The sequence below is a fragment of the Stenotrophomonas sp. Ste86 genome, from assembly GCF_024519465.1.
Taxonomy (GTDB): Bacteria; Pseudomonadota; Gammaproteobacteria; order Xanthomonadales; family Xanthomonadaceae; genus Stenotrophomonas.
This window is the reverse complement of record NZ_JALJRW010000009.1, coordinates 12,862-34,827: the sequence shown is the minus strand read 5'-3', so window position 1 is coordinate 34,827 and position 21,966 is coordinate 12,862. Positions and strand designations below refer to the sequence as shown.

The 21,966-nt window shown below is 68.2% G+C and carries 18 protein-coding genes; 9 read left to right on the top strand and 9 right to left on the bottom strand.

The features are described from left to right. The first annotated feature begins 20 nt into the window (after window positions 1-20). From nagZ to NR101_RS10165, 6 genes are all read left to right on the top strand, one after another. The gene (nagZ, locus tag NR101_RS10190) at window positions 21-1,028 is read left to right on the top strand and encodes a beta-N-acetylhexosaminidase (protein WP_256775850.1); all 1,008 of its coding nucleotides are present in this window, start codon (window positions 21-23) and stop codon (window positions 1,026-1,028) included. After that, window positions 1,028-1,582 (top strand): hypoxanthine-guanine phosphoribosyltransferase, encoded by a 555-nt coding sequence (locus NR101_RS10185; protein WP_256775851.1) that lies wholly within the window; start codon window positions 1,028-1,030, stop codon window positions 1,580-1,582. The genes nagZ and NR101_RS10185 overlap by 1 nt, the downstream gene beginning before the upstream one ends. Then, entirely contained in the window at window positions 1,582-2,328 is a 747-nt protein-coding gene (locus tag NR101_RS10180) for an S-methyl-5'-thioinosine phosphorylase (protein ID WP_256775852.1), read from the top strand. The genes NR101_RS10185 and NR101_RS10180 overlap by 1 nt, the downstream gene beginning before the upstream one ends. An 88-nt stretch (window positions 2,329-2,416) precedes the next feature. After that, window positions 2,417-2,626, top strand: coding sequence for a cold-shock protein (locus NR101_RS10175; RefSeq protein WP_256775853.1), 210 nt, complete (start codon window positions 2,417-2,419; stop codon window positions 2,624-2,626). Window positions 2,627-2,744: 118 nt separating this feature from the next. Continuing rightward, complete coding sequence (locus tag NR101_RS10170; protein ID WP_256775854.1) at window positions 2,745-3,992, top strand: NAD(P)/FAD-dependent oxidoreductase; 1,248 nt, start codon at window positions 2,745-2,747, stop codon at window positions 3,990-3,992. A 165-nt stretch (window positions 3,993-4,157) separates the two neighbouring features. Continuing rightward, entirely contained in the window at window positions 4,158-4,427 is a 270-nt protein-coding gene (locus tag NR101_RS10165) for a hypothetical protein (protein ID WP_256775855.1), read from the top strand. Between the two features lie 46 nt (window positions 4,428-4,473). Here NR101_RS10165 and pdeM read toward each other — a convergent pair whose 3' ends face one another. The 4 genes from pdeM to NR101_RS10145 are packed head-to-tail and all read right to left on the bottom strand — an operon-like array spanning window position 4,474 to window position 10,193. Continuing rightward, entirely contained in the window at window positions 4,474-5,133 is a 660-nt protein-coding gene (gene pdeM / locus NR101_RS10160) for a ligase-associated DNA damage response endonuclease PdeM (protein WP_256775856.1), read from the bottom strand. Further along, window positions 5,123-7,570: a ligase-associated DNA damage response DEXH box helicase gene (locus tag NR101_RS10155; protein WP_256775918.1), complete on the bottom strand. Its 2,448-nt coding sequence runs from the start codon at window positions 7,568-7,570 to the stop codon at window positions 5,123-5,125. The genes pdeM and NR101_RS10155 overlap by 11 nt, the downstream gene beginning before the upstream one ends. A 14-nt stretch (window positions 7,571-7,584) precedes the next feature. Beyond that, entirely contained in the window at window positions 7,585-9,189 is a 1,605-nt protein-coding gene (locus NR101_RS10150; protein WP_256775857.1) for an ATP-dependent DNA ligase, read from the bottom strand. Then, entirely contained in the window at window positions 9,186-10,193 is a 1,008-nt protein-coding gene (locus NR101_RS10145; RefSeq protein ID WP_256775858.1) for a ligase-associated DNA damage response exonuclease, read from the bottom strand. The genes NR101_RS10150 and NR101_RS10145 overlap by 4 nt, the downstream gene beginning before the upstream one ends. A gap of 110 nt (window positions 10,194-10,303) precedes the next feature. Here NR101_RS10145 and NR101_RS10140 point away from each other — a divergent pair, with 110 nt between their 5' ends. Further along, a complete protein-coding gene (locus NR101_RS10140) occupies window positions 10,304-11,935 on the top strand; it encodes an isovaleryl-CoA dehydrogenase (protein ID WP_256775859.1) in 1,632 nt (543 codons plus the stop codon). 57 nt (window positions 11,936-11,992) lie between these two features. Here the strand turns inward: NR101_RS10140 and NR101_RS10135 are convergent, their stop codons facing one another. From NR101_RS10135 to NR101_RS10125, 3 genes are all read right to left on the bottom strand, one after another. Continuing rightward, the gene (locus NR101_RS10135) at window positions 11,993-12,397 is read right to left on the bottom strand and encodes a hypothetical protein (RefSeq protein WP_256775860.1); all 405 of its coding nucleotides are present in this window, start codon (window positions 12,395-12,397) and stop codon (window positions 11,993-11,995) included. A 363-nt stretch (window positions 12,398-12,760) separates the two neighbouring features. Beyond that, window positions 12,761-13,102 (bottom strand): hypothetical protein, encoded by a 342-nt coding sequence (locus tag NR101_RS10130; RefSeq protein ID WP_256775861.1) that lies wholly within the window; start codon window positions 13,100-13,102, stop codon window positions 12,761-12,763. Between the two features lie 124 nt (window positions 13,103-13,226). Further along, window positions 13,227-14,402, bottom strand: a complete 1,176-nt coding sequence (locus NR101_RS10125) for a thiolase family protein (RefSeq protein WP_256775862.1) — start codon at window positions 14,400-14,402, stop codon at window positions 13,227-13,229. 299 nt (window positions 14,403-14,701) lie between these two features. On the opposite strand from NR101_RS10125, the gene NR101_RS10120 reads away from it, so the two are divergent. After that, complete coding sequence (locus tag NR101_RS10120) at window positions 14,702-17,560, top strand: autotransporter serine protease (protein ID WP_256775863.1); 2,859 nt, start codon at window positions 14,702-14,704, stop codon at window positions 17,558-17,560. Window positions 17,561-17,665: 105 nt separating this feature from the next. Here the strand turns inward: NR101_RS10120 and NR101_RS10115 are convergent, their stop codons facing one another. Next, entirely contained in the window at window positions 17,666-18,763 is a 1,098-nt protein-coding gene (locus tag NR101_RS10115) for a Glu/Leu/Phe/Val dehydrogenase dimerization domain-containing protein (RefSeq protein ID WP_256775864.1), read from the bottom strand. 324 nt (window positions 18,764-19,087) lie between these two features. On the opposite strand from NR101_RS10115, the gene NR101_RS10110 reads away from it, so the two are divergent. Further along, window positions 19,088-20,200, top strand: coding sequence for an HDOD domain-containing protein (locus NR101_RS10110; protein WP_256775865.1), 1,113 nt, complete (start codon window positions 19,088-19,090; stop codon window positions 20,198-20,200). 157 nt (window positions 20,201-20,357) lie between these two features. Here the strand turns inward: NR101_RS10110 and NR101_RS10105 are convergent, their stop codons facing one another. Then, the gene (locus NR101_RS10105) at window positions 20,358-21,935 is read right to left on the bottom strand and encodes a phospholipase D family protein (protein ID WP_256775866.1); all 1,578 of its coding nucleotides are present in this window, start codon (window positions 21,933-21,935) and stop codon (window positions 20,358-20,360) included. Between the last annotated feature and the right edge of the window lie 31 nt (window positions 21,936-21,966).

Genomic DNA, 21,966 nt, shown 5'->3' with positions numbered 1-21,966 from the left:
CCCCGTATTGGAGATCGACCATGCTCGTGATCGGCGTTGCCGGGACCGAACTCACTGCCCAGGAGCGCGATTGGCTGCAGCACGACGCCGTGGCCGGCGTCATCCTGTTCAAGCGCAATTTCGCCTCGCGCCAGCAGGTCGCCGAGCTGTCCGCAGCGATCCGCGCCGCCGCACCGCGCCCGCAGCTGATCTGCGTGGACCAGGAAGGCGGACGCGTGCAGCGCTTCCGCGAGGGCTACAGCGCGCTGCCGCCGTTGCAGGGTTTCGATGTCCTGTACCGGCAGGACCCGCAGGCCGCCCTGGCGCTGGCCACCCAGCACGCCTGGCTGATGGCCAGCGAAGTACGCGCCAGTGGCGTGGACCTGAGCTTCGCCCCGGTGGTCGACCTGGGCCGCGGCAACCTCGCCATCGGCGACCGCGCCTTCAGCGCCGATCCGCAGGTGGTGGCCGCCTTCACCCGCGCCTACATCGAGGGCATGCACAGCGTCGGCATGGCCGCCACCCTGAAGCACTTCCCCGGCCATGGCACGGTCCGCGAAGACACCCATGTCGATGATGCCTCCGACCCGCGCACGCTGGACGCGCTGCGTGCACTGGACCTGGTGCCGTTCGCGGCCGGCATCGACGCCGGCGCCGATGCGGTGATGATGGCCCACGTGGTCTACCCGCAGGTCGCGCCGGAACCGGCCGGCTACTCGCCGCGCTGGATCCAGCAGATCCTGCGCGGGGAGATGGGCTTCCGCGGCGTGGTGTTCTCCGATGACATCGGCATGGCTGCCTCGTTCTCCGCAGGCGGGGTGAAGGCGCGCGTGGACGCACACCTGGATGCCGGCTGCGACGTGGTGCTGGTCTGCCATCCCGAACTGGTCGAAGAATCGCTGCGCGCGGTCCAGCCGCGCACCCTCAACACCGCTGCGCTGATCGGTCTGATCGGTCGCGGCGCGCTGGGCTGGGACGGCCTGCTGGCCGATACCCGCCATGGCACCACCCAATCCCGTTTGCTTGACACCCTTGGAAGAACCGTCTGATGCCCAACCTCACCATTTCCCAGGCCCTGGCCCAGGCCGACCTGCTGGTCGACCGTCCCACCATCGACACGGCCATCGCCGCCATCGCCGACGCCATCGCGCGCGATTACGAGGGCGAAGTGCCGCTCTTCCTGTCGATCATGCACGGCGCGCTGCCGTTCGCCGGCCAGCTTGCGCTGGAGCTGGGCGCGCGCGGTCAGGACGTGCAGTTCGATTACCTGCACGCCACCCGTTACCGCGGTGAAACCACCGGCGGCGACCTGGTGTGGAAGCACAAGCCGGCCACCGCGCTGTTCGGCCGTCGCGTGCTGCTGGTCGATGACATCCTCGACGAGGGTTACACCCTGCAGGGCGTGCGTACCTGGTGCCTGGAGCAGGGCGCCACCGACGTGCGCATCGCCGCGCTGACGGTCAAGCAACACGACCGTGCGCTGCCCGACGTCAAGGCCGACTACGCCGGCATCGACCTGCCGGACCGCTACGTGTTCGGGTTCGGCATGGACGTCAACGAAACGCTGCGCTGCGTGCCGGCCATCTATGCGATGAAGGAATGATGGAAGCGATTTCACTCGCCGTCATCGGCGGTACCGGCGTCTACAAACTGGCCCAGCTGGATGATGTCAGCAGCCACCAGGTGGAGACGCGCTACGGCACGCCGTCCGGCCCGATCCGGGTCGGTACGCTGCTCGGCCAGCGCGTGGCCTTCCTGGCCCGCCATGGCGAAGGCCATTCACTGCCGCCGCACAAGATCAACTACCGCGCCAACCTTGCCGCGCTGCAGCAGATCGGTGCCACACGCGTGCTCGCCCTCAACACGGTCGGCGGCATCACCGAACACTGCGGCCCGCGCGTACTGGCCTGCCCGGACCAGCTGATCGACTACACCTGGGGCCGTATCTCCACCCTGAGCGAAGAGCCCGGCAGCGAGGTCCTGCACGTGGACTTTGGGCATCCCTACACGCCGATGCTGCGCAGCAAGGTGTTGGCGGCGGCGAAAGTCACCGGCGTGCGCCTGCACGACGGCGGCTGCTACGGCGCCACCCAGGGACCACGGCTGGAAACCAACGCGGAAATTGCGCGGATGCGGCGTGATGGCTGCGATCTGGTCGGCATGACCGGCATGCCCGAAGCCAGCCTCGCCCGCGAGCTGGGTCTGGACTATGCGTGCCTGGCGATCGTGGCCAACTGGGCCGCCGGCTGTGGCGATGGCGATGAAATCACGATGGCCGAGGTACTGGCCAATGTGGACGCGGCGTCGGCCGGATTGCCGGAACTGATTGGCGAATTGGCACGGGGGTGATTGTCATTGCGGAGCAAGCTTTGCATACTCCGCCAGTGCGCTGGTTGAGCGTACACCACCCATTCATTGAAGAAGGTCTCGCATCACCATGCCGAACGGTACCGTCAAGTGGTTCAACGACGCCAAGGGATTTGGCTTCATTTCGCCGGAGGACGGCAGCGCCGACGTCTTCGCGCACTTCTCCGCGATCAACTCCAAGGGCTTCCGCAGTCTGCAGGAAGGCCAGAAGGTCACCTATGACGTGACCCAGGGCCCGAAGGGCGCCCAAGCCTCGAACATCGTGCCGGCGGCCGAGTAATTCATCGCGCTGCGCATTGAAAACCCCGCTTCGGCGGGGTTTTTTTTAGCTGTCGGCGGACCCACCGCTGCGCGGCAACCGGCATCGCGCGTGATGCCGATCACGAATAAGGACATCCATGGCATCACCACGACGGACCATCGCCATCGTCGGCTACGGCACGGCGGGACAGGCATTGGCGGTATTGCTTTCACGCGACCATCACGACGTGCACGTCTTCGAGCGCGCAGCCGCACCCGGTCCGGTCGGCGCCGGCTTCCTGCTGCAGCCCACGGGACTGGAGGTGCTGTGGCAGATGGACCTGCTGCCGCAGGTGCTGCACCACGGTGCCGCCGTGCGTCGCCTGTATGGCGACACGCCGTGCGGACGTACGGTGATGGAGATGGGCTATGCCACGCTGGACGCGCGCCTGCACGGCGTGGGCATGCAGCGTGGCGCGCTGTTCTCGCTGCTGGCGCAGGCCTGGGAGCATCCGGGCAACCTGCACGCCGACACCGCCATCGTCGACGTCGACACGACGCAGGGACGGCTGCGCGACGCGCGCGGCGTGTGGCACGGGCCCTACGATCTGGTGATCGCCGCCGATGGCGCCGGCTCCACGCTGCGCACGCACGTGCAGGGCACCCAACTGGACCGTGAGTACCCGTGGGGCGCGCTGTGGTGCCTGCTGCCGCGTGGCGACTGGGCGCATTACGAGGAACTGCGCCAGCGCTATGTGGCCGCGCGCAAGATGATCGGGCTGCTTCCCGTGGGCACGCGCCCCGGCGATGACGAGCAGCGCCTGAGTTTCTTCTGGAGCCTGCCGCGTGATCAGTTCGCGCAGTGGGAACACGATGGCCTGCAGCGCTGGTTGGACGAGATCGCCACGCTGTGGCCGCAGGCGCATGCGCGCCTGGACGGCGTGCGCGATGGCGCGCAGCTGGCGCGTGCGGGCTACCGTGATGCGGTGATGTCGCGCTGGAGCCGAGACCGGCTGGTGCTGGCCGGCGATGCCGCGCACGCGATGAGCCCGCAGCTGGGGCAGGGCGTGAACATGGCGCTGATGGACGCGTTGGCGCTGCGCGATGCGCTGCGCGCGCACCGCGACCGCGATGCCGCGCTGCAGGCGTACGTGGCGCAGCGCCGCGCGCATGTGGCCATCTATCACTTCTGGAGCCGCTGGCTGACGCCGTTGTTCCAATCCGATCGCGACACGCTGGCGCGTGCGCGTGATGTGTTGTTCAAGCCGATGGGCAACCTGCCGGTCGGTCGTGGTCACATGTTGCGCGTGCTCAGCGGCACCCAGCGTGGGTGGCTGGGCAAGCTGGGCCTGTCGCCCGGTTTCATCGACGCGATGGCTGCACAGGACGCTGCGCGCATCTGCTGATAACCCTTGATAGCGGTGCGCAGCGCGTCGATGAAGGAGCATTTAACATCCATTGACGGTGGACTCACCCCGTGTGTGCGACAAGTGACGGGTAGACGCGGCCTGCGTGCGGCGCCTGCGCCTACGGTCCTTGATGGGCCGATCGCACCCCCGAAGGAGAGTGACATGCTGTTCATGGCCGAAGTCCTGGATGCCGAAATCTGCAAGCTGCGCGGACTGTTGCAGATGCTGCACGAGGATCAGCCTGATGTGATGGACGATGTATTCGAGTTCCACGTCACCAGCCTCATCACCCATTCCGCGCCGGAGCAGCACCAACGCATCCGTACCGCCGCACACGACATGATGGCCGAGATCCTGCGCCAACCGGTGCGGCCCCGGCCCCACAAGGCCGACATCCGATTGATGCCGGACGTGCTCGTTCCCGCAATGTAATCGAGCGTAAGCCACTACCGTGTCGGTGGTGGCTTCGGCGTGCGTGCTATGCCGTGCGCGCCTGACGGGCGGGCAGGGCGATCGCCTCGTCTTCCACGCAGGCCACCAGCTGCTCGCCTGCGGCAAGCACCGGGGCGATACCCGCGGAAAAGCGCGACCACGCCGGCAATACGGTCAAGCGCTCGCGCAGCCAGAACGCGGGCCAGCGTCGCTGCATGCCCGGCAGGCGCGCCAGCGGATGGATGTGACCACACAGCACATGCAGTGAGGGGTGCGGTTGCGGATCATGGCGCAGCAGGAAAGGGCCTGCCTGCAGGCGCTCACCCAGCAGTTCGATACCCAGGTCGGCCGTGGGCAGTGCGCGGTCGTGATTGCCGGCCAGTGCGCCAATCCGCAGCGCGCCATGTTGTTCGCGCCAGCCCTGCCACTGCCGATACCACGAGGTCCGATGGGCCACGCCATGCAGCACATCGCCGAGGATCCACAGCGTATCCACGTCGTGCCGATGCAGCAGCGTCGACAACCGCTGCAGGTCCTCCGCGGTGCCGCCGCTGGGCATTCCGATGCCCGCGCGCCGGAACACATCGGCTTTGCCCAGGTGCAGGTCGGCGATCAGCAGGGCCTTGCGCGCCGGCCAATACAGGGCGCGCGCGCCGAGCAGCAGCAGCGACTCACCGGCAAGGGTGGTCGGCAGTTCAGGGGCCATGACGTGTCTCCAGTTGCTGTGCAGCGCGCTGCACGCGGGTTTTCCAGTCTTCGTTGCTGAGCTGGCCGCGCAGGCGCTCGGCCCACAGCGGGAACGACAGTGGGCCAAGGCTGGGCGGCGACTGCAGGCTCAGTGTGCGCGTCTGGCAGCGCTGCAGGGTGGTGGCCAGGCTGTCCAGGTCCAGCTGTGCGTGCAGCACCTCGCGTTCGGCCAGGCCCAGCAGGATGTGGTCGGGATCGTGTTGACGCAGCACGTCGTACAGCAGACCACTGGATGCCTGCAGTTGGCGCAGACTGCGCGGCGTGCGCCCGGGCAGTGCCGGCACCAGCATGCCCGAAACCCGCGCGATGTCGCGAAACTGCCGGCGTGCCAGCTCGGCCAGGTTGAGGCTGTCGCGCAGGTCCTCGAACAGATTCGCCGGCTGCAGCAGGTCGCGCACGCGCTCGGCGTCCAGTTCGATCGCGCGGGCTGGCGACAACACGAAGCCGTAATCGTTGGCGGCGTAGCCGAAGGTGTTGGGCTGCTGCCGGGCCAGGCGCATCGCCATCAGCGCGGCCAGCCCTTCGTTGGTCTGGCGGCCGGCGAACGGGTACACGAACACGAACTGGCCTTCGCGCCGACGCACCATTTCCACCAACAGCCGCGACGGCGCAGGCAGCACCGACAAGCGCGACTGCAACGCCAGCAGCGGCGCCAACCACTGCATCTCCGGCGACTGCACGGGGGCGTCGAACACGGCCTCCATTTCATGCCCCAGCGCATCGGACAGCGGCAAGCGGCCGCCTTGCCAGCGGGGCACCAGGCCGTCGCCGCCCTTGGCCAGGCGCACATACGCGGTGAGGTTTTCCAGCCGCACCAGTTCCAGCAGGCGTCCGGCGAACTGGAAGCGATCGCCCGGCCGCAGCCGTCCCAGGAACTGTTCTTCCACCGCGCCCAGCCGGCCGCCGCGCAGAAACTGCACCATGACGCTGCCATCGCTGGTGATGGTGCCGATGGACAGGCGATGGCGCAGCGCGACGCGCCGGTCGTGCACGCGGTACACGCCATCCTCGTCGCGCACCACTTTATGGAAGTCCGGGTACTGCGCCAGCGCGCGGCCGCCCTGCACGATGAAGTCGAGCACGCCCTGCCAGTGCGCATCATCCAGCGAAGCGAACGCGTGGGTGCGGCGGACCTGTTCGTACAGCGCATCGGCCTGGAAGCCACCGCCGAGCGCGCAGCTCACGCAGTGCTGGGCCAATACATCCAGCGACAGCCGCGGGGGGCGCCGTGCTTCGATCACCCCGGCGGCCAGCGCGCGTCGTGCCGCCGCATACTCGACCAGTTCCAGCGCATGCGAGGGCACGCAGACAATATGGCCCGATTCGCCGGGGCGGTGGCGGGCGCGGCCGGCGCGCTGCAGCAGCCGTGCGATGCCTTTCGGGCTGCCGATCTGCAGCACCTGGTCCACCGCCGGAAAATCCACGCCCAGGTCCAGGCTGGAGGTGGCCACCACGCAGCGCAGCCGTCCGTCACGCAGCCCCTGCTCAACCTCGCGACGCAACGCCGGGTCCAGCGAGCCATGATGCAGTGCGAGCGTGGCCGGGTCTTCCGGCCACACCGCCGACAGCGCCTGGTGCCACAACTCGGCCTGCGCGCGGGTGTTGGTGAACAATAGGCTGGTGCCTACCAACAGCAGCTTTTCCAGCACCCGCTGCAGCTGCGACAGCCCGAGGTGGCCGGCCCAGGGGAAGCGTTCACCGTGCGCGGGCAGCAATGTTTCAAGGCTGACCGGACGCGGTCGCGCGCCCGCCACCAGGGGGGCATCGGGTATATCGGGCAGCAGCACCTCGCGGGCCTCGTCCAGATTGCCCAGCGTCGCCGACAGCCCCCACAGCTGCAGCGCGGGCAACGCATCGCGCAGCCGGCGCAGGTTCAACTGCAGCAGCACGCCGCGCTTGTTGCCCAGCAGTTCGTGCCACTCATCGACCACCACGCAGCGCAACTGGCGCATCTTCGCCATGCCGTCGGGATAGCTGAGCAGCAACGCCAACGATTCGGGCGTGGTCACCAACACATCCACGCGCCCCTCGCGCGCCAGCCGTTTATCACGGGCGCTGGCGTCCCCGGTGCGCAGGCCGACCTGCCAGTCCAGGCCGAGGCCAGCCAGCGGCTCGCGCAACGCGCGCGCGGTATCGCTGGCGAGCGCGCGCAGCGGGGTGATCCACAGCACCTGCAGCACCGGCACCGGCGTGCGCGCGCGCCCGGCAACGGTGACGGGCAGCGGGTCGGCCAGTGCCTGCAGCAGCGGCCCGCCGAACATGGCCAGGGTCTTGCCGCTGCCGGTGGGCGTGTGCAGCAGGCCCGAGGCGCCGGACAGGTAGTGGCGCCACATCGCCTTCTGGAACGGCAACGGCGCCCAGCCGCGGCTGGCGAACCACGTGGCCAGTGTCGCCATCGCCTCGCGTCGGGTCACCGCGCCAGGGCCTGCAGCTGCGCCAGGGTATCGGCCTCGCTGGCCGGCTTGTCCTGCCGCCAGCGCAGGATGCGCGGGAAGCGCACCGCGATGCCGGACTTGTGCCGGCTGCTGCGATTGACCGCTTCGAAGCCGAGTTCGAACACCTGCTCGCCGCGCACGCTGCGCACCGGGCCGAAGCGTTCGACGGTGTTGGCGCGGATCCAGCGGTCCAGCGCGAGGATCTCCTTGTCGTCCAGGCCCGAATAGGCCTTGGCTACCGGCACCAGCTTGTCGCCGTCCCACACGCCGAAGGTGTAGTCGGTGTAGAGCGTGCTGCGCCGGCCGTGACCGGCCTGGGCGTAGATCATCACCGCGTCGATGGTCAGCGGATCGATCTTCCACTTCCACCAGTCGCCGCGCCGCCGACCGCTCTGGTAGATCGAATCGTGGCGTTTGAGCATCAATCCTTCCACGCCGCGCTCGCGGGCCAGCGCGCGCTGTGCGGCCGCGGCCGGCCAGTCCGCAACGGAGACGGACGGAGAGAGCACGATGCGCGGATCGTCCAACGCGGTAAGCAGCGCGGCAAGCCGCGCGCGGCGCGCGTGCAGCGGTTGCGTGCGCAGGTCCTGTCCGTCGGCTTCGAGCAGGTCGTAGGCCAGCACCCGCACCGGTGTGTCGCGCAGGGTCTTCGGCCCCGGCTTGCGGCGCTGGATGCGCGTCTGCAGGGCGGTGAACGGCAACGGCTGGTCGTCGCCCTCGCGCCAGGCGAGCAGCTCGCCATCGATCACGCAGCCATCGGGCAGCGCCATCGCCGCCGCTTCAATCTCCGGGAAGCGGCCATCCAGCCGCTCTTCGCCGCGCGACCACAAGGCTGCCTCGCCCTTGCGTCGCAGCAGCTGCAGGCGGATGCCGTCCCACTTCCATTCCAGGGTCCACGCCTCGATCGGACCGAGGCTGTCGACCTCGGCTTCCAGTGGCGAGGCGAGGAAGAACGGATACGGTTGCTGGCGATCTTCCGGACGTTCTTCGGGCGACAGCAGTGCCGCCAGCAGTCCGGGCGAGGGCACCCATTCGCCAAGCATGCGCTGGGCGATGCGGGCGATGTCGATGCCCGACAATTCGGCCAGGGCCTGCTGCACCACGCGCTGTGACACACCCACCCGCAGCGCGCCGGTCAGCAGTTTGTTGAACACCAGCCGTTCGCCTGCAGGCAGTTGCCGCCAGCCTGCCACCACCGCCGCCCGCCGCACCGCTTCGTCCTGGTTGGCCACGGTGAGCAGATGCGCTTCGATCCATTCGGCCAAGGGCCGGTCGGCGCTGCGTTCGGGCGGATCATCGAGCAGCAGGGTCAAGGTCTCGGCGAGATCGCCGACCTGGTCGTAGCTGTCGTCCACCAACCACGCCGGCAACCCGGACGCCTCGCCGATCCAGGCGCGCAGTTCGCCGCTGGCCGCAATCTTCCGCCGTGCGCCGCCGACCTTGCCGCCACTGAGCAGGTACAGCGCCCAGGCCGCATCGTGCGGGCGCGCATCGCGGAAGTACGCCACCAGTGCGGCGCGCTTGTCCAGCGTCGCGGTGCTGCGGTCCAGGCGCTGGTAAAGCGCGGCGAAGGCCCTCATTCTTCGCTCCCGAAATCGGTGCGGAAGGCTTCGGCGGCCACCCCACGCTCGCGCAGGAACGGAATCAACGCATCGGTGTTGCCATGGGTGGCGATGACGCGGCGCGCGCCGGTCTGTTCGATGGTCTGCAGCAGTGCGGGCCAGTCGGCATGATCGGATACCACGAAGCCACGGTCGTAATTGCGCCGCCGCCGGTTGCCACGCAACCGCATCCAGCCCGAGGCGAAGCCCAGTTGATGCTTGCCGAAGCGGCGCAGCCATGGGGTGCCCGCCGCCGACGGCGGGGCCAGGATCAGCTTGCCGGCGGCATCGGGTTCGCGGCCCTGTTCGGCCACGGTATGCGTCTCCAGCATGGCGATGCCGGCCTGCCGATAGACCGCCACGCCATTGGCGATGGCCCCGTGCAGCCACGCGGGCTGGTCGTCCAGCGGCAGCAGTTCGGCCAGCACCCGCTGCGCCTTGCCCAGTGCGTAGCAGAGCAGGATCGCCGCCTCGCCACGCGCGGCGCATTCACGGCGCCAGGCCACGATCTCCGCGGCGACCTCGGCGGTGTCCTGCCAGCGGTAGATCGGCAGGGCGAAGGTGGCCTCGGTGATGAACACATCGCAGGGCACCACCTCGAACGGTGCACAGGTGGGGTCGGGCTGGCGCTTGTAGTCGCCCGAGGCGACCCAGACCTGGGTGCCATCATCGATGCGCACCTGCGCCGATCCCAGCACATGCCCGGCCGAGTGCAGCGACACCTCGACATCGCCCAGCCGGAACGCACGGCCATAGTCGTGGGCCTGCAGCGGCACATCGCCCAGCCGCCAGCGCAGGATCGGCACACTGTCGGTGCTGCAGTAATACTCGCCCATGCCGCTGCGCGCGTGGTCGCCGTGGCCGTGGGTGATCACCGCGCGCGGCACCGGTCGCCACGGATCGATGTGGAAATCGCCGGCGGGGCAATACAAGCCCTCCGGGCGCAGCATCACCAGATCGTTGTTCGTCGTCGTCAGGCTCATGCGTCGCACTGTGCCGCCGCCCTCGTGCAGGAGGTGAGAATCCGCCTGAACGGCGGCCTGCACGCCGATGCGGCAGAATCGGGCCAACCCCAGGCCAGGAGGCCGCTGCGATGACGTCCGTATTGCCCGCGTTCGATACCCACGAGGTGTTCAACCAGCCACCGCCGTTCAGTGGCCGCAACCTGTGGGCCGACGACGTGGCCTTGGCGGCGGCGGTGGCGCGCGAAGGCGGCGGTGCGTTCAGTACACGGCTGGCGCAGTACGGCGCGCTGGCCGGCGATCTGCTGTATCAGCTCGGCTTCGATGCCAACCGCGATCGCCCGCGGCTGCGCACCCACGACGGGCAGGGTCATCGCATCGATACGGTCGAGTTCCATCCTGCCTACCATCGGCTGATGGACGCGGCCAAGAGCCACGGCGTGGCCGGGCTGTCCTGGTACGACGGCAGTGCAGGCGCACACGTCGCGCGTGCGGCACTGAGTTATCTCCACCACCAGGCCGAGGCCGGCACCAGCTGCCCGCTGACCATGACCCACGCCGCGGTCGCGGTGCTGCGCCAGGACCCGGCATTGGCCGAGTGGGCCGACAAGGCGGCGGCCCCGCATTACGACCCGCGCGACGTGCCGATCGCCGACAAGCACGGCATCACCCTGGGCATGGGCATGACCGAAAAGCAGGGCGGGTCGGATGTGCGCAGCAATACCACGCGCGCCGAACCGCAGGCCGACGGCAGTTATCGGCTGGTAGGGCACAAGTGGTTCTTCTCCGCACCGATGTCCGATGGTTTCCTGGTGCTGGCGCAGGCACCGGGTGGGCTGAGCTGTTTCCTGATGCCGCGCCGCCTGCCTGACGGCAACCGCAATGCGTTCCGGCTGATGCGGCTGAAAGACAAACTGGGCGACTGGTCCAACGCCTCCAGTGAAGTGGAACTGTGTGGCGCCTGGGCGCAACGGGTCGGGGAGGAAGGCCGTGGCGTGGCCACCATCATCGGCATGGTGATGATGACCCGCCTGGATTGCATGCTGGGTGCTGCGGCGGAAATGCGCATGGCGTTGGCGCAGGCGCTGCACCACGCCCGCCATCGCGACACCTTCGGCAAGCGCCTGTGCGAGCACCCGCTGATGGCCAACGTGTTGGCCGACCTGGCGATCGAATCGGAAGCGGCGACGACCTTTGCGATGCGCGTGGCGCGCGCGGTGGACCGCGCCGGCAGCAGTGCCGAAGAGGCCGCGTTCGCGCGCATTGCCACGGCGGTGGGCAAGTACTGGGTATGCAAGCGCGCGGCGGTATTCGTCAACGAGGCGCAGGAGTGCCTGGGCGGTGCGGGCTACGTGGAGGAATCGATCCTGCCCCGGTTGTACCGGCAGGCACCGTTGAATTCGATCTGGGAAGGCAGTGGCAACATCCAGTGCCTGGACGTGCTGCGGGCGTTGTCACGCGAGGCGCAGGTGCTGCCGGTGCTGGAAGCCGAGCTGGGTGGCGTGCTCGGCCGCGATCCGGCCTACGACATGGCTTTGCAGGCGCTGCGTGCCACGCTCGCGGGAACGACCTCGGAGACGCAGGCGCGCAGCATCACCGAGCGGCTGGCGCTGCTGCTGCAGGCGGCCACGCTGCTGCGCGCGGACAGCCCCAACGCGGCGGCATTCATCCGCTCGCGACTTGGCGGCGAGCACGCGCTGGCCTTCGGTACCCTGCCAGCGGATCTGGATTTTGCCGCGGTGCTCGCCCGGGCGCTGCCCTGAGTAAACGAAAAACGCCCCTTCAGGGAAGGGGCGTCCTGGTCACGCGTGCGCAGTGACTCAGTGCTTGGCTTCGTTGGCGTTCTTTTTCGCTTCGTCAGCGACGTCGCGCGCCTTGTCGGCAACCTTCTCGGCGGCATCGGCAGTGGCGCCACTGGCGTGGGCGGCGGCATCCTTGGCGGCGTCCTTGGCTTCGCCGGCGGCCTCGGAAGTGGCGGCGGCGGCGCGGTCGAGTGCCTGCTGGGTGTCGGCGGCAGCGTGTTCGGAGGCAGCGGCGGCCTCATCGGCGGCGTTGCGGGTCGATGCAGCGGCCTTGTCGACGGCTTCGCGGGCAGCCGCATTGGCGCTGTCGGCGGCCTGCGCAGCATCCTGGCGGGCCTGCTCGGCTTCGGGACCCTTGCAGGCGGCCAAGCCGAGCAGCAGGGAGGCGGCCAACAGGGAGGTGGTCAACGGACGGATGGTCATGGCGCTCTCCAATACGGGAATCGTAGGGGAGGCCAGCCTATTCATCCGCGCGTGAAGACAGGGTCGCTACCTGCTACCTGCTACTGGTCGGCGCGTGGCAGCCACCAACAGTTGGTCAGCGCTGTAGTCGTCGGCGCGACAGCCACTCATCGTTGGCCTGCACACCGTAGCTGCGACCGTTGGCCTGCATACCGTAACTACCGACCGTTGGCCTACATACCGTAGCTATCGACCGTTGGTCGGCGTGCCGCAGCTACCGACCGTTGGCCTACATACCGTAGCTACCGACCGTTGGTCGGTAGAAAAAGAAAAAGCCGCTGGCGAACCAGCGGCTTCTTCAGACTTGCTTGAAGAAAGAAGTTATTACTTCTTGGCTTCTTCAGCAGCGTCCTTGGCCTGCTCGGCGGTGGCTTCACCGGCCTTGGCAGCGTCGGCAGCGGTGCCGGCAGCAGCGTCGGTGGCAGCGCCAGCAGCCTGGGCAGCGGCGTCAGCCGAAGCGTCAGCAGCGGTGGTGGCGGTGTCGGCGGCAGCCTGGGCAGCGTCGGCGGTCTGGGCGCCAGCAGCAGCGGCCTGGTCGGCAGCGACCTGGGCGTCAGCGGCAGCTTCGTTGGCCGAAGCAGCAGCGTCAGCAGCCTGTTCCTGCTTGGAGCAGGCGGTCAGAGCCAGGCCCAGGGCCATCGCGATCAGCAGCTTGTTGATGCTCATTTGTGTGAATCCTCGTCGTTAGATTAGGCAACGCGCTATTGCGCGCCCGGCAACATGATGACAAGCCACGATTGGCTGTCAAGCGATCGCGCATTCATTTTTGCGAAATGCGTGTTAATTTCAATCAAATCAATTCGATGGCAATCGCCGTAGCTTCGCCGCCACCAATGCAGAGGGTAGCGATGCCGCGCTTTCCGCCGCGCTTGCGCAATGCGTTCACCAGGGTGACCACCAGACGCGCGCCGGAAGCGCCGATCGGATGGCCCAGTGCGCAGGCGCCGCCGTTGACGTTGACCTTCGCGTGCGGGATGCCCAGTTCGCGGATTGGCGCCATGGCCACCACGGCAAAGGCCTCGTTGATCTCGAACAGGTCGACCTGGTCCAGGGTCCAGCCGGTTTTTTCCAGCAGTTTCTGGATCGCACCGATCGGGGCGGTGGTGAACCACTCCGGCGCCTGCGAATGGGTGGCATGGCCGACGATCCGGGCCAGCGGCTGCACGCCACGCGCGTGGGCGTCTTCTTCGGTCAGCAGCACCACGGCCGCAGCGCCGTCGGAGATGCTCGACGAGCTGGCGGCGGTGACCGTGCCGTCCTTCTTGAAGGCCGGGCGCAGGGTCGGGATCTTGGCGATATCCGAGCGGCCCGGCTGCTCGTCCTGGTCGAAGGCGACCTCGCCCTTGCGGGTGGTCACCGTCACCGCGACGATTTCATCGGCGAACGCGCCGCTGGCCTGCGCGGCCTGCGCACGGCGCACAGATTCGATCGCGAAGGCATCCTGGTCCTCGCGGCTGACCTGGTATTTGTCCACCGCACATTCGGCGAACTCGCCCATGGCCTTTCCGTCGTAGGCGTTGACCAGACCATCGTGGGCCATGTGGTCGATCGCCTGGAAATTGCCGAAGCGGGTGCCGGTGCGCGAGTTGGGGATCAGGTGCGGGGCATTGGACATCGACTCCATGCCGCCGGCCACCACGATGCTGGCCGAGCCGGCCTTGATCAGGTCATGCCCGAGCATGATCGCCTTCATGCCCGAACCGCACACCTTGTTGAGCGTGGTGGCGCCGGTGGAGACCGGGATACCGGCGGCGATCGCGGCCTGGCGGGCCGGCGCCTGGCCCAGGTTGGCCGGCAGTACGCAGCCCATGATCACTTCAGAAACATCCGCGGCCGGTACCCCGGACTGCTGCAGCGCCGCGGCAATCGCGGTGGCGCCCAGGGTAGGGGTGGGCACGCCGTTGAACTGGCCCAGGAAGGAACCGATGGCGGTGCGTTTGGCAGCGGCGATGACGATGTTGGACATGGCAATCTCGTTGGTGCGTGAGCGATATGCGAAATGGGAGCGCGGGCATCAGGACCCGGGGCGCTTCCCGGCAGACTGCGTGGGGTGGCCCAGTATAGGGGGTCGCGCTTTACCACCGGGGTCGGCTGGCCAGCGCCGCGCGGGCGCAGGCCAGAGTGGGACGTACGCCATTGGCGGTGCCGTGTTTTCCCGGCACACTGCGCAGCACCGGCCGGCTACGCAGGCATGGCACTTGCCGCCGGTCAGGTCCAGGAGGACCGACCGGGCGGGAGATTTCACACGTCAATGGGGATGCAAGGATGAACAAGGCAGTATTGGGGCGGTCTCTGCTGGTCACCGCGATGGCTGCGGCGCTGGGCGCCTGCGGTGGCGGTGGCGGTGGCAACAACGTGCGGATCGACCCACCACCGACAACACCGCCGCCGACCACGCCACCACCGACCACCCCGCCGCCGCCGCCCAAGCCGCTTGAGCCTGCGTTCGACGCGCATCTGACCATCACCCAGGCCGGCGCCGCGCGCACTGCCGGGCTCGATGGTACGGGCGTGCGCATCGGCGTGGTCGATTCGGGCGTCATGCGCAACCATCCGGCGCTGGCCGGGCGGGTGCTGGCCAACTACAGCTATGTCGATTCGCGCACCAACAACCTCAACATCGATGACGTGGTCGGCCATGGCACCGCCGTAGCCGAACTGGCTGCGGGCAAGGCGGTGGGTTCCTGGCAGGGCGGCATCGCGCCGGGCGCGCAGATCGTCTCGGCGCGGATCATCGCCGACACCCGCCCGACCGATGACGGCAGCGGCAACGGCAACGAAGTGAACGGCGCGCTGGGCCTGGCCGGGGTCCATCAGGACCTCATCACCCAAGGCGTGAAGGTGATGAACAACTCCTGGGGCGGTCTGTACTGGACCAACACGTCCGCGACCGCGCCGATCGCACAGGAATACCGGCCCTTCATCCTGGGCAACGGCGGGCTGGTGGTGTTCGCCACCGGCAACGAAAGCAAGCCCAATCCGTCCAGCATGGCCGCGCTGCCGAGCCAGCCCGGCCCGGCCGGCACGCTGCCGGCGGCCGACCTGGAACGCGGCTGGCTGAGCGTGACCGCGGTGGATTCGACCGACGCGAGCAAGCTGGCGTCCTACGCCAACGCCTGCGGCGTGGCCGCACGCTACTGCCTGGCCGCGCCCGGTGCGGCGGTCTACGTGGACCCGGCCTACACCACCGGCACCCCGAAATACCTGTGGAATTACGGCACGTCCTTCGCCGCGCCGCTGGTGTCCGGCGCCGCTGCGCTGGTGTGGCAGAAGTACCCGTATTTCAGCAACGACCTGGTCCGCCAGACGCTGCTGGGCACCGCCACCGATCTGGGTGCGGCGGGCGTGGACAGCACCTTCGGTTACGGCCTGCTCAACATCGCCAAGGCGATCAACGGGCCGGGGCGATTCGACTGGGGCAACACCACCGTGGATGTCAGCCAGACCGGGCTCAACTCGGTGTGGAGCAACAACATCACCGGCAGCGGTGGGTTGATCAAGCAGGGCGCCGGTGCGCTGGGCCTGTCGGGCACCAACACCTACACCGGGGATACGCGTATCGAGCGGGGAACGGTGGCGTTGCGCGATGGTGGCTCGATCACGTCCAACGTGGTGGTCGTCGCGCAGAGCGGCAGCCCCAATCTGGCGGCGCTGCAGTTCCTGTCAGGCAACGCACGGGTCAAGGGCAACGTCGACAACGGCGCGTCGGTGATCGTGCGCGAAGCCAATGTCACCGCCACCATCGAAGGCAACTACGTACAGCGCTCCACGGGCCAGCTGATGATTGCGCTGGGTTCAAATCCGCTCAACATCACCGGTACCGCCACGCTGGCGGGCAATGTCTACGTCGATGCCATCCTCAGTGGCTATGTGCCGCAGGATGGTCGTACGCAGCGCGTGCTGCATGCCGACCAGGGCGTCATTGGCACCTTTGCGGGCGTCACCCACAATCTCAGCCAGTCCACGACGCTGCTGCAGATGTCGCTGACCCATGCGAGCAACGATGTCACCCTGACCACCGACCGGATCAGTGTCACCTCGGCGAGCCTCAACGCCGGCCTGGGCGGCACCGCATTGGCGTCGGCGGCCCGGGTGGAGTCGGCCTTCGAAGTGCTCGACGGTGGCGGTCTGGCCGGCAGCGCCTTCGCCGACGGCGCAGGCGAACTGCAGCGCGTGCAGGGCGACCAGGCGCTGCAGGCCAGCCTGGACAGCCTGTCCGGCACCGCCCACGCGCTGGCCACGGCCGCCACGTTCGACAGCATCGATCTCAACCGACGTGCATTGTCGGCGCGCTTCGGCCAGGTGCAGGGCGCGCCGCGCCTGCGTGGCGCCTGGCAGAGCCAGCTGGGCGAAGTCGGGCAGGGCAGCTTCTCGGCCAGTGGCGCCGATACCCGCGGCTGGATGATGGGCCAGGACATGGCGCTGGTCAGCAATGGCGTGATGGGCTTTGCCTTCGGTGAAACCCGCACCCACAACAGCCGCGACTGGGGCAGTGATCGTGGCCGCGATCGCCAGTCGCAGGCGCAGCTGTACGCCGGTTGGAACGCCGGCCGCGCCTACGCGCTGGGCCAGGTGGGTGCCGGTCAGTTCAATCGCGAAATCGATCGCCAACTGCTGCTGGGGGCCGGTCAGTACGGGGTCAACGCCCGTTATGGCGGCAGCTTCAGTGCGGCCAGCGTGGAAACCGGCTATCGCTTTGGCGGAGACCGTGCGTCGCTGACGCCATACCTTGGCGCGGATTACTCGCGCGTGGACAGCGACCGCTTCACCGAGCAGGGGGGCCTGGGCTTCGGCCTGCGGACCGAAGGCAACCTGAGCACGCGCAGCCAGGCACTGGCCGGCGTCCGCGCCGAACGCCAGTGGGGCAGCTGGTCGCTGCGCGGTTATGCCGAATGGCAGCAGTTGCTGTCCAGTGATGGCCTGACCCAGGATGCCAGCTTCGTCGGCGTGGACGCCTGGGCGCCGCTGGCCGGCCTGCAGCCGGCGCGCTCGGGCGGTCTGTTCGGGCTGTCGGTCGAATCCTGGCTGAGCCGCAACACCCGCGTGTCGTTCGGCTACGACCAGCGCTTCGGGCCGCGCGGCGACCTGAGCCAGGTCGCGCTGCGCTACACGGCAGCGTTCTGACCCACCGCGTGCCGGTGCCAACACGGGCCTGCACGCGGTTGTCTCACATGAAGAAGGGCGCGATTGCATCGCGCCCTTCTTCATGGGTGTCGCTGTCGCGCGCGATCAGTTGCCGCGCAGCGTCCCCAGTCGCGGCCGGGTGCGACCCAGCGGCATCTTCAGCTTGCCGATCGACTGGATGCGCGTTTCGGCGATCTGGTCGGCCGCGCGCTGTGGGGCGATGTTCTCGCTCTGGGACAGCGCGAAGATCCTGCCAAGGTTGTGGTAGATACTGCGGATCAGGCGCATGGCGCGCTCGCGGTTGTAGCCGTCGATCTCCAGCGAAACGTTCATCACGCCGCCGGCGTTGACCGCATAGTCAGGGGCATAGAGGATGCCGCGCGCATGCAGTTCATCGCCTACTTCCAGGCTGGACAGCTGGTTGTTGGCGGTGCCGCAGACGATCCGGCACTTCAACCGCGGAAGCGTCTGCGGGTTGATCGCGCCCTCCAGCGCGCAGGGCGCGAACACATCGGCGTTGACGTCGTAGATGTCGTCCGGCTTGACCGCCTCGGCACCGTACTCGGTGACCGCGCGGTCGACCAGTGCGCTGTTCAGATCGGTGACGAACAGCTTGGCGCCGCGATCGCGCAGCAGCTTCACCAGTTCCATGCCGATGTGGCCCAGGCCCTGCACGGCGATGCTGGCCTTGCCGACTTCTTCGTGCCCCAGCTTGTGCTGCATCGACGCCATCAGCGCCTGCAAGGCGCCATAGGCCGTGAACGGCGCAGGGTCGCCCGAGCCGCCATGGACCTGGTGTACGCCGGTGACGAACTCGCTCTCCAGGTAGATGTTTTCCATGTCGTTGACGTCGGTGCCGACGTCCTCGGCGGTGATGTAGCGACCGCCCAGCGAATCGACATAACGCCCGAACGCGCGGAACAGCACCTCGCTCTTGTCCTGGCGCGGGTCGCCGATGATCACCGCCTTGCCACCGCCCACGTTCAACCCGGCCAGGGCGTTCTTGTAGGTCATGGTGCGGCTCAGGCGCAGCGCGTCGGCCAGTGCATCGTCGGTGCTGGCGTAAGGGCGCATGCGCACGCCGCCCAGGGCCGGGCCCAGGGTGGTGTTGTGGATGGCGATGATCGCCCTCAGGCCGGCATCGCGGTTGTGGCAGAACACCACTTGTTCGTGACCGGAAGTTTCGAGGGTTTCAAATAACATGGCGACTCCGATGGTGCGAACGGTGGCGAACGGCGGCGAACGAACCAGCAAAAGGTGGGTTGCAAAACAAAAAAAGCGACTTCGTCTGATCGGGTGACGGGTCGCGCGGCGCCATTCTAGAGCATTCCGACGGAGGGTGTTGTCAGGGTTCAGGATGGGCCGCTGACAGGCGTCGACCCAGGCGTCGGTGGGGCAGGTCATTAAAGTTGCTGAAGATCAGGCCGATGCCGTGGCAACGGTGCGCAGTACCAGCAATGCCAGGACGGACGACGTGGGTGCAGTGGCGACAATACAGAGACGGTATCGGCCAGGACGGCGGCACGGATGAGCATGCTCGTGATGATGGGGGCAGGGCTGTTGGGCGCCGGTGCGCTTGCGCTGGGCATCGTGCGCTGGCGTGCCGCGCGCTGTCCGGAAACCGGCACTGAGTGGCTGACCGCAACGGGTGACCGCTCGGGGAACGCCTCGGCGGCGTCGCCGGGGCGCGGCGAGGTGCCGGCGACGGCGCTGCTGCAGTCGGGGCTGCATGCGCTGGCCCTGGTCTCGCGCAGCGGTGACGCGGATGCGACGCCCGGGCCGGGCGATCCGGCGCTGCATGCGGCGGTGGTGGCCGCCCTGGAACAGCGCGACTGGTCGGCCCGGCATCTGCCGCGGCGCCCGCAACTGTTGCCGCAGCTGATCCAGACGGTCAACGACGACGATGCGTCGGCGCGCGCGATGGCCGCCATCATCGGGCAGGACCCGGTGTTGACCGGCAACCTGCTGCGCATCGCCAACAGCCCCGTCTATCGCCTGCAGGCCAAGCCGGTGGACAGCCTGCAGCGGGCGGTGACGTTGGTGGGGACCGAGGGCATCCGCCAGATCATCAGCGCGGTGCTGGTGCAGCCGGTGATGCAGCTGCACTGCGAGGCCTTCCCTCAGTTCGGCACGGTGATCTGGGAGCATGCGCTGCTGGCCTCGCGCGCGGCCGCCGATCACGCGCGGCTGGTGACCCACGAAGATGCGTTCGCCGCGCAGTGGCTGGGCCTGACCCAGGGGCTGGGGGCCGCGCTGGTGATGCGCCATCTGCTCGATGCCTGCGCAGGGCAGGACGGGGCGGCACCCTCGCGCGCGCTGGCCGCGCAGTTGCTGGATGCCTGGACCCTGCCGGTGGCCAGCCGCATCGCGGCGGCCTGGGAATTGCCGCCTTCGGTGCATGAAACGTTGCTGCGCGGCGGTGACGATGCGCAGGCGGGGTTGTCGGCCAGCCTGCGCTTCGCACGGGCGGCGGCGGCGGCCAGCCTGCTGTGCCGGCACGGCAGCATCGGCCAGGCCCAGGCGCTGGCGATCCTGGAGCAGCAGCACGCCACCCCGGCGCACGCGCTGCAGTGGATCTGGCGGCGTCTGCACGGGCGCGCGGTGGAGACGCTGGACGTTGATGAGCCGATCGAGGTCTGAGCCGTGCAGTCGGTGAGGGGTGCCGGGCGCGCATGGCCCTGCTGCCCGGAGCCAGCGCTTGCCACGCATGGCGTGGCACTACCGGCGGTGTTGCTGATGGATTGACGGAGTGCGGGTGTAAGCGCCACGCCATGCGTGGCCACCGTTCAGCGCCCGCTTACAGCTGTGATTCCAACGGCAACCAGCTGATCGCCCGCGCACTTGCGCGCAGCCATAACGAGGTGTCCGGTTCGTGGTCGAGCAGCACCGGCGGTTGTGCGGCACGGTCCAGCCAACGCACCCGGTCCTGCGCATCCAGGGTCACCCAGTAACTCTGCTTCGGATCGGCCAGGCGCAGGTATTCTGCGCGCAGCTGCGCGGCGAGCACCGCATCGTCGAACAGCACGCCCATCTCGGTGTTGAGATACGCCGAGCGCGGGTCCAGGTTGAACGAGCCGACGAAGCCGCGCCGATCATCGAGCATGAACGCCTTGGTGTGCAGGCTGGCGCCGCTGCTGCCGAACAGCCCGCCGTTGCCGGCAGGGGTGTGCGCCTTGAGCTCGTACAGGTGCACGCCGCTACGCAGCAGTGGCGCGCGATAGTGCATATATCCGCCATGCACGGCGGCCACGTCGTTGGCAGCCAGCGAGTTGGTCACCACCCCGACCGTTGCCCCACGCTGGACCATCGCGGCCATGCCTTCGGTACCTTCCTCACCCGGTACGAAATAGGGCGAAATCAGCAACGCCTTGTGCTCGGTGGCCTGCAGTTCGCGCACCAGCCGGGTGACCAGCCAGTTGGCCTGGTCGTCGCGGCGATGCTTCATCGGTGGATCGGAGGCGATCTCCACCGTCGTCGACCAGTGCAGGTCCACCGTATCGCGGTAGTAGGAGTGCGCAGACTGCGATTGCTCGACCCGGCGCAGGTAGGGCTGCGCGGCGGTGAGCTTGGCCTCGTGCGCGGATTCGCGCACCAGCAGGCGCAGCTGCGCCGGGGTGTAGAACGCCAGCGCAGCGATCGGCACCGCGGTCTCGCTGTTCCAGTACGCATCGAAGATGTCATTGGCCTGGGACACGGCCTTGCCGGCGACGAGCAGGTCGAGGTCGCGGAAGTTCACATCCGCACGCGCGCTGAAGTACTCCTCACCAATGTTGCGGCCGCCGACGATCGCGACCCGGCCATCGGCGATCCAGGACTTGTTGTGCATGCGATGGTTGACGCTGAAGAAGCGCTGCACCATCTCCACCAGCCGCCACAGGCCGTTGCGGTTGCGGAACGGGTTGTACAGGCGGATTTCGATGTTGGGGTGCCGATCGAGCGCCATCATCAGCGCATCCTTGTCCTGCGCGTTCATGTCATCAAGCAGGATGCGCACGCGCACGCCGCGTTCTGCGGCCTGGTACAGCTCCTGCGCCATCAGGTGCCCGACCATGTCGTCGTGCCAGATGTAGTACTGCAGATCCAGGCTGCGCCCGGCGTGGCGGGTGATCACCGCGCGGGCGGCAAAGGCGTCCAGGCCATCGGCCAGGAAGGCCACGCCGGACTGGCCGGGATGCTCGGCCTGCAGCCGTACCAGTTCGCGATCGATGGCGGTCTGGCCGGGCTGCGGCGGCAGCACGGTGCTGTGCGGGCCCATCGCCTTGGGGGTGAGATGGTCGGCGAGCAGCAGACCACTGAGCACCAGCAGCACCAGCACGGCCAGTACGATTCCCAGCCAGCGCAGCATCCGGCGCCAGAGCGGCTTTTTTTCAGTCATGCGCCGATGCTAAGCGGGCGCGGCGTGCACT

Excerpts from the sequence above, each read along its gene's own strand:
- pdeM (WP_256775856.1), bottom strand. The coding sequence starts at position 5,133 with ATGGCCCCTGAACTGCCGACCACCCTTGCCGGTGAGTCGCTGCTGCTG.
- nagZ (WP_256775850.1), top strand. The coding sequence starts at position 21 with ATGCTCGTGATCGGCGTTGCCGGGACCGAACTCACTGCCCAGGAGCGC.
- NR101_RS10155 (WP_256775918.1), bottom strand. The coding sequence starts at position 7,570 with ATGGCGACACTGGCCACGTGGTTCGCCAGCCGCGGCTGGGCGCCGTTG.
- NR101_RS10180 (WP_256775852.1), top strand. The coding sequence starts at position 1,582 with ATGGAAGCGATTTCACTCGCCGTCATCGGCGGTACCGGCGTCTACAAA.
- NR101_RS10135 (WP_256775860.1), bottom strand. The coding sequence starts at position 12,397 with ATGACCATCCGTCCGTTGACCACCTCCCTGTTGGCCGCCTCCCTGCTG.
- NR101_RS10140 (WP_256775859.1), top strand. The coding sequence starts at position 10,304 with ATGACGTCCGTATTGCCCGCGTTCGATACCCACGAGGTGTTCAACCAG.
- NR101_RS10130 (WP_256775861.1), bottom strand. The coding sequence starts at position 13,102 with ATGAGCATCAACAAGCTGCTGATCGCGATGGCCCTGGGCCTGGCTCTG.
- NR101_RS10125 (WP_256775862.1), bottom strand. The coding sequence starts at position 14,402 with ATGTCCAACATCGTCATCGCCGCTGCCAAACGCACCGCCATCGGTTCC.
- NR101_RS10150 (WP_256775857.1), bottom strand. The coding sequence starts at position 9,189 with ATGAGGGCCTTCGCCGCGCTTTACCAGCGCCTGGACCGCAGCACCGCG.
- NR101_RS10165 (WP_256775855.1), top strand. The coding sequence starts at position 4,158 with ATGCTGTTCATGGCCGAAGTCCTGGATGCCGAAATCTGCAAGCTGCGC.
- NR101_RS10170 (WP_256775854.1), top strand. The coding sequence starts at position 2,745 with ATGGCATCACCACGACGGACCATCGCCATCGTCGGCTACGGCACGGCG.
- NR101_RS10105 (WP_256775866.1), bottom strand. The coding sequence starts at position 21,935 with ATGACTGAAAAAAAGCCGCTCTGGCGCCGGATGCTGCGCTGGCTGGGA.
- NR101_RS10120 (WP_256775863.1), top strand. The coding sequence starts at position 14,702 with ATGAACAAGGCAGTATTGGGGCGGTCTCTGCTGGTCACCGCGATGGCT.
- NR101_RS10185 (WP_256775851.1), top strand. The coding sequence starts at position 1,028 with ATGCCCAACCTCACCATTTCCCAGGCCCTGGCCCAGGCCGACCTGCTG.
- NR101_RS10175 (WP_256775853.1), top strand. The coding sequence starts at position 2,417 with ATGCCGAACGGTACCGTCAAGTGGTTCAACGACGCCAAGGGATTTGGC.
- NR101_RS10115 (WP_256775864.1), bottom strand. The coding sequence starts at position 18,763 with ATGTTATTTGAAACCCTCGAAACTTCCGGTCACGAACAAGTGGTGTTC.
- NR101_RS10110 (WP_256775865.1), top strand. The coding sequence starts at position 19,088 with ATGAGCATGCTCGTGATGATGGGGGCAGGGCTGTTGGGCGCCGGTGCG.
- NR101_RS10145 (WP_256775858.1), bottom strand. The coding sequence starts at position 10,193 with ATGAGCCTGACGACGACGAACAACGATCTGGTGATGCTGCGCCCGGAG.